Below are 12,287 nucleotides of genomic sequence, written 5' to 3' on the forward strand. Positions count from 1 at the left end.
ACACTCTATCCACACCATGTCGCACAACACCTCTCCCCTAGACAACTTCTTTGCCCAGCGCCCGCTGGTGATTCTGGACGGCGCACTGGCGACCGAACTGGAACGCCGCGGCGCCGACCTGAACGATCCGCTGTGGTCAGCCAAGCTGCTGATCGAGCGGCCCGAGCTGATCCGCCAGGTGCACCTGGACTACTTCACCGCCGGTGCCGATGTGGCCACCACCTCCAGCTACCAGGCCACCTTCGAAGCCTTTGCCAAGCGCGGCTTCGACCACGCAGCATCGGCCCAGCTGATGCGCGACTCGGTGCGCCTGGCAGTCGAAGCGCGCGACGCGTTCTGGGCCGACCCGGCGCAGCGCGCAGGCCGCAAGCAACCCATCATTGCCGCCTCGGTCGGCCCCTACGGCGCGATGCTGGCCGACGGCTCGGAATACCGCGGCCACTACGGCCTGAGCGAAGAGGCGCTGATGGACTTCCACCGGCCGCGCCTACAGGTACTGGTCGAGTCCGGTGCCGACCTGCTGGCCTGCGAAACCATTCCCTGCCTGGCCGAAGCCCGGGCCATTGCCCGGCTGCTGCCCGAATTCCCCGGCGCCGCGGCCTGGATCAGCTTCTCCTGCCGCGACGGCCTGCACACCAGCCAGGGCGAGCTGCTGGCCGACTGCGTAGCCGCGCTGGAAGGCTTTGACCAGGTGGTGGCGGTCGGCGTCAACTGCACTGCGCCCGAGCACATTGCCTCACTGGTCGACCAGATGCATGCCCATACCCGCAAGCCCATCCTGGTCTACCCGAATTCCGGCGAACACTACGACGCCGCCCACAAGCAATGGCATGGCAACCCCAGCGCCTCGCACTTCGCCGAACAGGCACGCGGCTGGCACGCCCGCGGTGCGCGCCTGATCGGCGGCTGCTGCCGCACCGGGCCGGACGACATCGCCGCCGTGCGCCAGTGGGCCGCGGCCTCGTTGCCACCGTCCAACGCCAGCGCATGATCCTCTGGCGCCGCACGCTGCACACCGCCGCCCTGCTGGCGCTGGCAGGCTTGGCGGGCGCGGTGCAGGCCATCAGCTTCGAGCAGGTGCAGCGCATCAAAGCGCAAGAGGCCATTCCGCGCTGGAAGGTCGAAGCCCTGCGGGCCCAGGCCCTGCGCAACACCCCGCCCGATGCCGCCACGGCCAGCGCATGGCGCGCGCTGGATGCGCAAACCGACCCGCAGGTCGGCAAGGCCCCGCTGGAGCAAGTGGCCGCCGCCCGCAACGAAGACGAGCTGCTGACCAACGCCAGCTGGCTGCGCTGGCGCATCCTGTCCGAGAAAGCCGATGCGCGATTTTCCTTTGTCTACGCGGCCCAGCTGAGCCGCATGCGCGACGAGCAAGGCAATTTCGACCAGGAAGCCACGATCTTCTACTTCCACGCTAAGCTGGCTCTGACCCTGGACGGCATGCGCTGCAGCGACCGGACCAAGGCCGAACACCTGAGCACCTGGTACGCCCAGCAAAACGACCTGCAGGCCCTGGCGCAAAAGTCCAGCCGCATGCCGGCCGCCGAAAAATCCGCGGCCATCCTGGAAGCCATCGCCATCGAGGAAATGCTGGGCGAGCGCCCGCCCATGGGTTGGCTGTGCCCGCGCCGCGGTGCGGACGACAGCAGCGGCCCGGCCCGCTACCTGAGCGACACCGAGTGGCGCAAATACCGCGCCGACCAGCTGGAGCAGCTGACGCGCAACGCCATGCGCGATTTATAAAAAATAGGGCTCTAGCGCAGGTATATAGTGCGCCACCAGCTACCATATTTATAGCAAGCGTGACAATGCACACAGACTACCCCACCCTGCCCTCCTCCCTGCGCTGGCGCCCTGCCGCCATCGGCCTGGCCTGCAGCCTACTCTGGGCCCATGCCGGCGCACAAACCGCCCCCAGCCTCCAGCCCAGCAGCGGCCCCTGGGACAGCGGCGCCGGCTTCCATTTCGACCTGGGCAAGAAGAAGGCGCTGAAAACCCGCCAGTCGCTCAGCGGCCTGGCCTGCACGCTGAATGTCGCCCAGCAACGGATTTGCCTGGCGGCGTTTGACGAAGGCGTGGAAGCCCGCTTTGCCACCCTGGGCAAACAGGCGCTGATCCCCGATGCCGAACCGGTGCGCCTGCGCAGCGACGACGGCGAGCTGGACGCCGAAGGTGCCGCCACCGACGGCCAGATGGTCTACGTCACCGGCTCGCATTCGGCCAAACGCAATAGCTGCGACAGCAACCCTGACAGCCGCCACGTGCTGCGCTTCCGGCTGGACCCAACCACCGGCCGGGCGCTGCGCGCCGCCAACGGCAGCCTGGTGGATTACGCCGACACGCAAAACCTGTGGTCGGTGATGCAGGCCCAGCCCGGCCTGCAAGCCTATGTGGGCGAACGCAAATGCCTGGGCTCCGAAGGCACGGGGCAAAACGGCGTCAACATCGAAGGCCTGGCGCTGCAGAATGGCCGCCTGTACTTCGGCTTCCGCGGTCCGGCGCTGGACGGCACGGCCGGCGTGCTGGCGGTGGATGCCGACGCATTGTTCGGCGGCGGCGAGGTGCATGCCAGCCTGACGCCGCTGGCTGTCGGCCCGGGCCGCGGCATCCGCGACCTGGTGGCCGTCAAGACCGGCTTTCTGGTGCTGGCCGGCCCGGACGACAACGACGGGCACAAGAAGCGCAGCTGGACCATTTTCTGGTGGGACGGCCAGCACAGCGCCACAACCGCCACGCCCAAGCTGCTGGCGACGCTGGACCTGTCCAAGGTCATGCCGCGCGCCTGCGATAAAGAGCTTAAACCCGAGGCCATCACCGTGCTGGCCGAAACGCCCAAGGCCTACCAGGTGCTGGTGCTGTCGGACGGCATGTGCGACGGCGGGCCGCTGGCGTTCACGCTGCCGCGTTAGTAAGCAGTCAGCCGGCCATCGGCCAGCTGCAGGCTCAGGGTGCGCCCGCCGGCCGGCAGCAGTAGCAGGCGGCCATCGGTGGTCAGGCGCGGTTCGCCGGCCAGCCAGGCGCCCTGCACCGCATGCTGCGCCACCGTCTTGCGCGGCAGCTGCAATATGCCGACCAGCTCGTCAAAGTTGTAATGGGCGCGGCGCCGCCCCTGCGGGTCGAGCAGCAGCAGCGCATGGCGCGACGGCACGTTGATCCATTCGTCCAGCAGCACGACCTCGCCACTGTCGGCCACCACCGCGGTGCGAGGCCCTTGCTCGTGCGGCAAGGCCTGGCGCCAGAGCGGACGCCGCGCGCCCGCCGCCACGGCAAACAGCTCGGCCTGCGCGGTCTGCCCCTGGCTGGGCGACGACAGCACCAGCTCGAACGTTGCTGACGGCGAGGTAAACACGCGCTGCGCGGGCGGCAGTGAACGGGCATCGTTCATGGCAGGTGGTGCAGCCAGGGCTGGCAAGGTTGCCGCGGCAATCCACAGCAGCAGAGCACGACGGCTGGGCACAGGCCGGCTTTCAGGCACGACTGCGGCGCCGCCAAGCCAGCACCAGCAGGCCTGCCGCCAACAAGGCCAGGCTGGAGGGTTCGGGCACGTTGTTCAGCGCCACATCCTGCAGCAGGCTGCTGCGCTGGGCCAGGGCGATCTGGTCGGCGGGCAAAAAGTCGTAACCCAGGCCGTCGGGCGCAATATCGTTCAGCGAGCCCGGCACCAGACGGATATTGCCGCCGGCCATCAGGTAGTTGGGAACGGTGGAATGCGCATTGCTGCCGCCCAGACTGTTCGGCACCAGGCCCAGGTTGTGGCCCAGCTCATGGGCGATGGTGTCGATCCGGCCGATACCGCCGTTGAACGCGCTCACCAGGTCCATATCGATCGCCAGGCCGCCCACGCCGATCCAGCCTTCGCCGTAGGCAGTGCCGCCGTTGATCGAATGGACCAGGAACAGGTTCACCACCGTGCTGCTGAGGTTGCTGCCCGGCGTATAGGTCTGGCCCAGGTTGAACAGGCTGTTGCCCGCCAAATCGTTGATGGTGCTGAAGAATGTGCTGTTGATCTGCTGCACGAAGTTGAACAGCACGCTGATGCCAGCCTGGGCCCAGATCTTGTTGGTCTCGGTCGCAAAGTAGCTGTTGCCGGAGGGCCCGGTCGAGCTGCAGTTCTGGCCTGCGTCGTCACACAGTTGGTAGACCTGCACAGTCAAGGTCTGGGTCACAGGTATGGCCGTCGCCACGCCGGGCAGCAGCACCGCGCACGCCAGCACAGAGGCAGAAATCAGGCGCAAGAATTTGTTCGGCATGGCGTGTGTCTCCAAGGTGTCGGCGGTTTACTTTACTCCACGGCCGTTACAAGGCGACACATTCATCCCCCCTTTGGAGGATGTCCACAGGCTCGGGCGCCCTGCCTAGGCTTGCATCAGCGACAAGGCCCGCGCCGCCTCGAGCAAATAGGCCCGGGCGTCTTCTTCTGTGGGGCCGGCGTGCAGGTCGATGCGGCGGATATAGGGGCAGGTCAGGGCAGCCAAGGCATTGCCGTCCACACCCAGGATCGGGTACGAGATGTCCACCACGCCAAACGACTGCAAGCTGTTGCCCTGGCGGTAACCCTGCTGGCGCACGGTATGCAGCACGGCGGCCAGGTCAGCGCTGTTCATAAGCACTTCGCCGTCCAGAGAGGTGTGCTCGGCCAGCATGCGCTGGCTGCGTTCGGCGTCGCTGAAGGCCAGCAGCACATGGCCCGAGGCCGAGTCCAGCAAGCCTACGCGCGCACCCAGCCGGGTCGACATACCCCAGGCGCTCGGCCCGTTCACCTGGGCGGTGATCAACACGCTACCCCGGTCGTACACGCCCATGTGGCAGGACTGCTCGGCCCGGCTGGCAAACACATCCATCACCGGCAAGGCCTGCGACACCAGGCGGTTCAGCGGTGGATGCATGTGGGCCAGGGCGAACAGCTTCAGGCTCAGCGCATAGCGGTCGCCCGACAGCGAGCGCATCACGTACTGGCGCACCACCAGGCGCTCCAGCATGCGGTAGATCTCGCTGGCGCCGCGGCCCGTAGCCTTGACGATCTCCGCGCGGGTCAGGCCCTGCGGCTGACTGGCCAGCAGCTCCAGGATGTCCAGCCCCTTGTCGAGCGCCGGGGCGCGGTAGCGGTCGTCCGGCGCATCGGCGGCGGTACGCTGGGGGGCAGATGGAGCGGCGGGCTTGGTCATGGCAGGTCAAACAAGGAAAGATCAAAAAGGCGCGGAAATGGATGGAAGTTACACGCTGGGCGGGTGCGGCCTACAAGGGAAAGTACCAGCATCTGCTGCATCGAAACCCATTAACATGAATGTTCATATTTGAACACTTTGTTTGCTTATGAACAAAAAACATTCGCCGCCATTCTCACATCCGTTTTGATAGCCCCATGAACAGCACAGGTTTTGACAGCCCAGAAACACCGATGGCGGCCCCTCTTCCTTTGGCCTCTCCTTTGATTTCCATCACCCACCTGAGCAAGTCCTTTCCGGGCGTGCGGGCGCTGAACAACTGCCAGTTCGAACTGGCGGCCGGCGAGGTGCATGCGCTGATGGGCGAAAACGGCGCGGGCAAGTCCACGCTAATGAAGGTATTGGCCGGGGTCTATACCAAGGACGAGGGCGAGATCCGCATTGACGGTCAGGTGGTGAACATCCCCACCCCGCGCGCCGCTCAGGCCCTGGGCATCAGCATCATCCACCAGGAGCTGAACCTGATGAACCATCTGAGCGCCGCGCAGAACATCTTCATCGGCCGCGAGCCGCTGGGCCGCATGGGCCTGTTTGTCGACCAGGACAAGATGGCGGCCGACACGCAAAAGATTTTCGACCGGCTGCACCTGCAGCTGGACCCGCGCGTCGAGGTGGGCGAGCTGACGGTAGCCAAGCAGCAGATGGTGGAGATCGCCAAGGCGCTGTCGTTCAACTCGCGCGTGCTGATCATGGACGAGCCCACTGCCGCGCTGAACAACGCGGAGATCGACGACCTGTTCCGCATCATCCGCCAGCTAAAAGCCCATGGCGTGGGCATCGTCTACATCTCGCACAAGATGGACGAGCTGAAGGTGATCTCCGACCGCGTGACTGTGATGCGCGACGGCGAATACATCGCCACCGTGCCCACCGCCACCACCAGCATGGACACCATCATCGGCATGATGGTGGGCCGCGCGCTGGAGAGCAACGACAACCCGGCCCGCTATACCCATACCGACGACAGCCACGAGGTGATGCTGGAAGTCAAAGGCCTGAACCGCGGCCGCAGCATCAAGGACGTGAGCTTTAGCGTGCGCAAAGGCGAGATCCTGGGCTTTGCCGGCCTGATGGGCGCCGGCCGTACCGAGGTGGCGCGGGCCATCTTTGGCGCCGACGCGCTGGACTCGGGCGAGGTCTGGGTCAAGGGCCAGAAGGTGGCGATCAAGGCGCCGTCGGATGCAGTCAAGGTCGGCATCGGCTATTTGTCCGAAGACCGCAAGCGCTACGGTCTGGCCACGGGCATGGACGTGCAGTCCAACATCTTGCTAGCGAACCTGAAGAACTTTGTCTCCATGGGCTTTTGGCTCAAGCAGGATGCGATCGAGTCCGTGGCGCAGAAATATGTGACCCAACTGGGCATCAAGACACCGTCCATCTTCCAGCTGGCGCGCCTGCTGTCGGGCGGCAACCAGCAAAAAATCGTTATCGCCAAATGGCTGCTGCGCGACTGCGAAGTGCTGTTCTTCGACGAACCCACGCGCGGTATCGACGTGGGCGCCAAGAGCGAAATCTACAAGTTGCTCAACGCGCTGGCCGAACAAGGCCGGGCGATTGTGATGATCTCCAGCGAGCTACCCGAAGTGCTGCGCATGAGCCACCGCATCGTGGTGATGTGCGAAGGCCGGGTGACCGGCGAGCTGTCGGCCGCCGAAGCCACGCAAGAAAAGATCATGCAGTTCGCCACCCTGCGCGAGACCAGTGCCAATACCGCAGCCACCGCGACCACCCATTAAAAACCCCAAGAGACGCATCCCATGTCCGACCTCACGCCCATGCAACGCCTGAAGAACAAGCTGTTCAGCCAGAGCACCCGCCAGAAGCTGCTGGCTTTTGCCAGCCTGGTGGGGCTGATGGTGTTCTTCAGCGCCGCCTCGCCCAACTTCCTGCAGACCGACAACCTGGTCGGCATCCTGCAAGCCACGGCCGTGAACGGCGTGCTGGCGATTGCCTGCACCTTCGTCATCATCACCTCGGGCATCGATTTGTCGGTCGGCACGCTGATGACGTTCTGCGCGGTGATGGCCGGCGTCTTCATGACCTACTGGGGTCTGCCCATGTATGTGGGCGTTCTGGCGGCGATCCTGTTTGGCGCGCTGGCGGGCTGGGTGTCGGGCTTTCTGATCGCCAAGTTGAAGATCCCGCCCTTCATCGCCACGCTGGGCATGATGATGTTGCTCAAGGGCTTGTCGCTGGTGATCTCGGGCACCAAGCCGATCTACTTCAATGACACGCCGAATTTCAGCTACATCTCACAAGAGTCGTTCATCGGCTACTTCTTCCCCAGCCTGCCGATTCCGAACGCGGTGTTGATCCTGTTTGTGGTGGCCGTGGTGTCCAGCCTGATCCTGAACAAGACCATTTTGGGCAGCTATACCTTCGCACTGGGCAGCAACGAAGAGGCGGTGCGCCTGTCGGGTGTCAACGTAGACCGCTGGAAGATCATTATCTATTCACTGAACGGCGCGATCTGCGGCGTTGCCGGCCTGCTGATTGCCTCGCGCCTGAACTCGGCACAGCCGGCTTTGGGCCAGGGCTATGAGCTGGACGCGATTGCCGCCGTGGTGATTGGCGGCACCTCGCTCAGCGGCGGCGCGGGCACGATCTTGGGCACCATCATTGGCGCCTTCATCATGAGCGTGCTGACCAACGGGTTGCGCATCATGTCGGTCGCCCAGGAATGGCAGACCGTGATTACCGGGATCATCATCATTCTGGCGGTGTACGCCGATATTTTGAGGAGGCGCAAATAACGATAAAGCATTTCTCTCTTCACCCATCCAAGCAATACAAACAGGAGACATTCCATGGTTACGAAAAGAACATTACTCAGCACCCTTATCGCTCTCGGCTTATCGGCAGGTTTTGCAGGCAACAGCTTCGCCGCCGATGAAATCTATATTCCACTGGTTTCCAAAGGCTTCCAGCACCAGTTCTGGCAAGCCGTGAAATCCGGCGCCGACCAGGCCGCCAAAGACCTGAAGGTCAAGGTCACCTTCGAAGGTCCGGAAACCGAAGCCATGGTCGACAAGCAAATCGACATGCTGACCTCGGTGCTGGCCAAGAAACCCGCCGCCATTGGTTTTGCCGCGCTCGACAGCAAGGCCGCCATTCCGCTGCTGAAAAAGGCCCAGGCCGCTAAGATTCCAGTCGTGGCATTTGACTCGGGCGTGGACAGCGACATCCCCGTCACCACCGCCACCACCGACAACAAAGCCGCCGCCGCCCTGGCCGCCGACAAGATGGCCGAGCTGATCGGCAAAGCCGGTGAAGTCGCCCTGGTGGTACACGACCAGACCAGCCGCACCGGCGTGGACCGCCGCGATGGCTTTGTGGAACGCATCAAGTCCACCTATCCGAACATCAAGATCGTCAGCGTGCAGTACGGCGGCGGCGACCAGCTGAAGTCCACCGAAATCACCAAATCCATCCTGCAAGCGAACCCGAATATCAAAGGCATCTTCGGTGCCAATGAAGGCTCGGCCATCGGCGTGCTGAACGGCGCCAAGGAGATGAAGCGCACCATCGTCATCATCGGCTACGACTCGGGCAAACAGCAAAAAGACGCAGTGCGCAGCGGCGCCATGGCCGGCGCCATCACCCAGAACCCCGTGGGCATTGGCTACAAGACGGTGGAAGCTGCGGTCAAGGCGCTGAAGGGCGAAACCTTGCCGAAGATCATCGACACCGGTTTCTACTTCTACGACAAGTCGAACATGAACGATCCCAAGATCGCCGCCGTGCTGTACGACTAAGCACTCGCCGGTCCCCGGGGCACCTGGTGGTGCCTCGGGTTTTTCCTTCCCCCTTTTTTAGAGTATTTGCATGGCAGTCATCCAATCCCTGCGCGTCGTCGACTTGCGCTTCCCCACTTCGCAGCACCTGGACGGCTCGGACGCCATGAACCCCGACCCCGATTATTCGGCCGCCTATGTCATCCTGGAAACCGATCAGCCGGGTCTGAACGGCCACGGCCTGACCTTCACCATCGGCCGCGGCAACGACATCTGCTGTGCCGCCATCCTGGCGATGAAGCACCTGGTCATCGGCCTGGACCTGGACTGGATTGCCGCCGACATGGGCCGCTTCTGGCGCCACATCACCTCCGACAGCCAGCTGCGCTGGATCGGCCCGGACAAAGGCGCGATCCACCTGGCTACCGGCGCCGTCGTCAACGCCGTATGGGACCTGTGGGCCAAGTCGGTAGGCAAACCGGTATGGCAGCTGGTGGCCGAAATGAGTCCGGCCGAACTGGTGCGCTGCATCGACTTCCGCTACATCACCGACTGCATCACCCCCGACGAAGCACTGGCTCTGCTGACCGAGCGCGCCGCTGGCAAGGCCGAGCGCCTGGCCATCCTGCAGCGCGAGGGCTACCCTTGCTACACCACCTCGGCCGGCTGGCTAGGCTATGGCGACGAGAAGCTGCGCCGCCTCTGCCAGGAGGCGGTGGACGCGGGCTTCAACCACGTCAAACTCAAGGTGGGCCGCGACAAGGAAGACGACATCCGCCGCCTGCGCATTGCCCGCGAAGTGCTGGGCCCGAACCGCCAGCTGATGATCGACGCCAACCAGGTCTGGGACGTGGGCCAGGCCGTGGACTGGCTGAAAGACCTGGCCTTTGCCAAGCCCTGGTTCATCGAAGAGCCGACCAGCCCGGATGACATCGAAGGCCACCGCGTCATCCGCGAAAGCGTGGCGCCCATGCAGGTCGCCACCGGCGAGATGTGCCAAAACCGCATCATGTTCAAGCAGTTCATCATGCGCGGCGCCATCGACGTGGTGCAGATCGATTCCTGCCGCCTGGGTGGTGTGAACGAAATCCTGGCCGTCATGCTGATGGCCGCCAAATACAACTTGCCAGTGTGCCCGCACGCGGGCGGCGTGGGACTCTGCGAGTACGTGCAGCATCTGTCGATGATCGACTACCTGTGCATTGCCGGCACCCGAGAAGGACGGGTCATCGAATATGTGGACCACCTGCACGAACATTTCAAGGAGCCTTGCGTCATTAAAAACGCCGCCTACATGCCACCCACGGCCGCCGGTTTCTCCATCGAGATGCAGCCCGCTCGCCTGGTGCAATACGCCTTCAAGCCGTGATCCTAGATTCCGCAGTTGACCGCTTGTTATCACTTGGAACACCGTATGGTTATTGAATTTTGTGACCCTCTAGTTGCACACCTCTTGGGTGGACCACGCTATACATCCGATTGCACCACTGGCGCCGCGTCTGGCTTCGTTGCTCCGCCTTGCGGGCATGAGCCCGCTTCGTTGTCGCGCCTATCCAGCCACACCCCCAGCGGCACACTCGGACGTGTCCAACTACGGAATCTAGGATGATCCGCAAGATCGACAGCCACCAGCATTTCTGGCACTTTGATTCCAAGGCCTTTCCCTGGATAGGCCCGGGCATGGCGGTGCTGGCGCAGGACCGGGGGCCGGACGACTACGCCCCGGCCATGCAGGCCTGCGGTGTGAGCGGATCGATCGCAGTACAGGCCCGCACCGAGGCGGCCGAAACCGACTATTTGCTGGACCTGGCCGCCCGCCACGCCAGCATCGTCGGCGTGGTCGGCTGGGTTGATCTGGCCGACGACACCCTGCAGGCCCAGCTCGAAGCCTGGTCGCAGCAGCCCAAGCTGCGCGGTTTCCGGCACATCCTGCAAGACGAGCCCGATGTGGCGCAGGTGGTCAACAACCCGGCGTTCCGGCGTGGCGTCGCCGTACTGCAGCGCCAACAACTGGTTTACGACGTTCTGGTGTTCGCGCACCAGATGCCGCTGGTCATCGACTTCTGCCGCACCCACGACGCCCATTGGCTGGTGCTGGACCACCTGGGCAAGCCACCGCTCAAGCACCCCGAGCAAATGCCGCTGTGGGTGCAGTCGCTGAAGGCCCTGGCCGCCCTGCCCCACGTGGTGTGCAAGCTGTCCGGCCTGGTGACCGAAACCGCCTGGCCCTACCCCGGCGGCGGCCTGCCCGGCACAGTGCAGCAAAGCCTGTGGGACTGTTTTGACCAGGCGCTCGACGCCTTTGGCCCGGAGCGCCTGCTGTTCGGTTCCGACTGGCCGGTCTGCGAGCTGGCCGCGCCCTACCCCACGGTGGATCTGCTCGCACATACTTGGGCCAGCCAGCGACTCTCAGTTACAGAACAGACCGCCTTCTGGGCCGGCAACGCCATCCGTTACTACCAACTCCCCATTTCCTGAAAGACACCCACCCCATGGATCTGCATTTGAAAGACAAGGTCGTCGTCGTCACCGGTGGCGGCAGCGGCATAGGCGCGGCCATCTCGATGACACTGGCGCAAGAAGGCGCGATTCCCGTCATCCTTGGCAAGAGCGCGCTGACCCCCGAATTCAGCGCCCAGCTGGCTGCCGTGCAGCCGCAGTTCCAGTTCATCCAGTTGGAACTCGGCGATGAAGCCGCCTGCGGCGCCGCAGTGGCGCAGACCCTGGCGCGCTTCGGCCATATCGATGGCCTGGTGAACAACGCCGGCATCAACGACAACGTGGGCCTGGATGCAGGCCGTAACGCCTTCGTCGCCTCGCTGGAAAAGAACCTGATCCACTACTACGTGATGGCGCACTACTGCGTGCCACACCTGAAAGCCTCCAAGGGCGCCATCGTCAACGTATCGTCCAAGACTGCCCTTACCGGCCAGGGCGACACCAGCGGCTACACGGCGTCCAAGGGCGCGCAGCTATCGCTCACCCGTGAGTGGGCGGCATCGTTGCTGAAAGACGGCGTGCGCGTCAACGCGGTGATCCCCGCCGAGGTGATGACCCCCCTGTACGAGCGATGGATCTCCAGCTTCCCCAATGCCGAAGAAAAGCTGCTGAGCATCACCAGCAAGATCCCGCTGGGCCAGCGCATGACAACCTCGGAAGAGATCGCCCGCAGCACGGTGTTCTTGCTGTCCGATGCTTCCAGCCACACCACCGGCCAATGGATCTTTGTCGATGGTGGATACACGCACCTGGACCGTGCGCTGTCCTGAGCCAGATTTATAAAAAATAGGCCTGTAGCGCAGGTAATACCTGCGCTAGCAGCTATTTA

At 63.9% G+C, this 12,287-nt stretch carries 12 protein-coding genes; 9 read left to right on the top strand and 3 right to left on the bottom strand.

Features of this window, described 5'->3' with window-relative positions:
• The first annotated feature begins 16 nt into the window (after positions 1 to 16).
• The 3 genes from mmuM (at position 17) to BLT66_RS21270 (ending at position 2,909) form a co-directional block, all read left to right on the top strand.
• Positions 17 to 991, top strand: coding sequence for a homocysteine S-methyltransferase (gene mmuM, locus BLT66_RS21260; RefSeq protein ID WP_092761328.1), 975 nt, complete (start codon positions 17 to 19; stop codon positions 989 to 991).
• Entirely contained in the window at positions 988 to 1,743 is a 756-nt protein-coding gene (locus tag BLT66_RS21265; protein WP_143029255.1) for a hypothetical protein, read from the top strand. The genes mmuM and BLT66_RS21265 overlap by 4 nt, the downstream gene beginning before the upstream one ends.
• 65 nt (positions 1,744 to 1,808) lie before the next feature.
• Positions 1,809 to 2,909, top strand: coding sequence for a DUF3616 domain-containing protein (locus tag BLT66_RS21270; protein ID WP_092760946.1), 1,101 nt, complete (start codon positions 1,809 to 1,811; stop codon positions 2,907 to 2,909).
• On the opposite strand, the gene BLT66_RS21275 is transcribed toward BLT66_RS21270, so the two are convergent.
• The 3 genes from BLT66_RS21275 to BLT66_RS21285 all read right to left on the bottom strand — a co-directional run bounded on the left by BLT66_RS21275 (position 2,906) and on the right by BLT66_RS21285 (position 5,165).
• Positions 2,906 to 3,457 (bottom strand): hypothetical protein, encoded by a 552-nt coding sequence (locus BLT66_RS21275; protein ID WP_092760948.1) that lies wholly within the window; start codon positions 3,455 to 3,457, stop codon positions 2,906 to 2,908. The genes BLT66_RS21270 and BLT66_RS21275 overlap by 4 nt on opposite strands.
• A gap of 10 nt (positions 3,458 to 3,467) precedes the next feature.
• Positions 3,468 to 4,250, bottom strand: coding sequence for a PEP-CTERM sorting domain-containing protein (locus BLT66_RS21280; RefSeq protein ID WP_092760950.1), 783 nt, complete (start codon positions 4,248 to 4,250; stop codon positions 3,468 to 3,470).
• A gap of 105 nt (positions 4,251 to 4,355) precedes the next feature.
• Entirely contained in the window at positions 4,356 to 5,165 is an 810-nt protein-coding gene (locus BLT66_RS21285; protein WP_092760952.1) for an IclR family transcriptional regulator, read from the bottom strand.
• A 233-nt stretch (positions 5,166 to 5,398) separates the two neighbouring features.
• Here BLT66_RS21285 and BLT66_RS21290 point away from each other — a divergent pair, with 233 nt between their 5' ends.
• From BLT66_RS21290 to BLT66_RS21315, 6 genes are all read left to right on the top strand, one after another.
• The gene (locus BLT66_RS21290; RefSeq protein ID WP_092760954.1) at positions 5,399 to 6,961 is read left to right on the top strand and encodes a sugar ABC transporter ATP-binding protein; all 1,563 of its coding nucleotides are present in this window, start codon (positions 5,399 to 5,401) and stop codon (positions 6,959 to 6,961) included.
• A gap of 21 nt (positions 6,962 to 6,982) precedes the next feature.
• Positions 6,983 to 7,978 (top strand): ABC transporter permease, encoded by a 996-nt coding sequence (locus tag BLT66_RS21295; protein WP_092760956.1) that lies wholly within the window; start codon positions 6,983 to 6,985, stop codon positions 7,976 to 7,978.
• Between the two features lie 54 nt (positions 7,979 to 8,032).
• Positions 8,033 to 8,980, top strand: coding sequence for an ABC transporter substrate-binding protein (locus BLT66_RS21300; protein ID WP_092760958.1), 948 nt, complete (start codon positions 8,033 to 8,035; stop codon positions 8,978 to 8,980).
• Positions 8,981 to 9,050: 70 nt separating this feature from the next.
• Positions 9,051 to 10,328, top strand: coding sequence for an L-fuconate dehydratase (locus BLT66_RS21305; protein WP_092760961.1), 1,278 nt, complete (start codon positions 9,051 to 9,053; stop codon positions 10,326 to 10,328).
• Positions 10,329 to 10,564: 236 nt separating this feature from the next.
• Positions 10,565 to 11,437, top strand: a complete 873-nt coding sequence (locus BLT66_RS21310; RefSeq protein WP_092760963.1) for an L-fucono-1,5-lactonase — start codon at positions 10,565 to 10,567, stop codon at positions 11,435 to 11,437.
• A 14-nt stretch (positions 11,438 to 11,451) separates the two neighbouring features.
• Positions 11,452 to 12,228: an L-fucose dehydrogenase gene (locus BLT66_RS21315; RefSeq protein ID WP_092760965.1), complete on the top strand. Its 777-nt coding sequence runs from the start codon at positions 11,452 to 11,454 to the stop codon at positions 12,226 to 12,228.
• The last annotated feature ends 59 nt before the right edge of the window (positions 12,229 to 12,287 follow it).

This window comes from Rhodoferax sp. OV413 (assembly GCF_900104385.1).
In the GTDB taxonomy this organism is placed as follows: domain Bacteria; phylum Pseudomonadota; class Gammaproteobacteria; order Burkholderiales; family Burkholderiaceae_C; genus Rhodoferax_B.

Bases quoted from the DNA above. Each gene is read 5' to 3' on its own strand.
- mmuM (WP_092761328.1), top strand. From the start codon at position 17: ATGTCGCACAACACCTCTCCCCTAGACAACTTCTTTGCCCAGCGCCCG.
- BLT66_RS21265 (WP_143029255.1), top strand. From the start codon at position 988: ATGATCCTCTGGCGCCGCACGCTGCACACCGCCGCCCTGCTGGCGCTG.
- BLT66_RS21270 (WP_092760946.1), top strand. From the start codon at position 1,809: ATGCACACAGACTACCCCACCCTGCCCTCCTCCCTGCGCTGGCGCCCT.
- BLT66_RS21280 (WP_092760950.1), bottom strand. From the start codon at position 4,250: ATGCCGAACAAATTCTTGCGCCTGATTTCTGCCTCTGTGCTGGCGTGC.
- BLT66_RS21285 (WP_092760952.1), bottom strand. From the start codon at position 5,165: ATGACCAAGCCCGCCGCTCCATCTGCCCCCCAGCGTACCGCCGCCGAT.
- BLT66_RS21290 (WP_092760954.1), top strand. From the start codon at position 5,399: ATGGCGGCCCCTCTTCCTTTGGCCTCTCCTTTGATTTCCATCACCCAC.
- BLT66_RS21295 (WP_092760956.1), top strand. From the start codon at position 6,983: ATGTCCGACCTCACGCCCATGCAACGCCTGAAGAACAAGCTGTTCAGC.
- BLT66_RS21300 (WP_092760958.1), top strand. From the start codon at position 8,033: ATGGTTACGAAAAGAACATTACTCAGCACCCTTATCGCTCTCGGCTTA.
- BLT66_RS21305 (WP_092760961.1), top strand. From the start codon at position 9,051: ATGGCAGTCATCCAATCCCTGCGCGTCGTCGACTTGCGCTTCCCCACT.
- BLT66_RS21310 (WP_092760963.1), top strand. From the start codon at position 10,565: ATGATCCGCAAGATCGACAGCCACCAGCATTTCTGGCACTTTGATTCC.
- BLT66_RS21315 (WP_092760965.1), top strand. From the start codon at position 11,452: ATGGATCTGCATTTGAAAGACAAGGTCGTCGTCGTCACCGGTGGCGGC.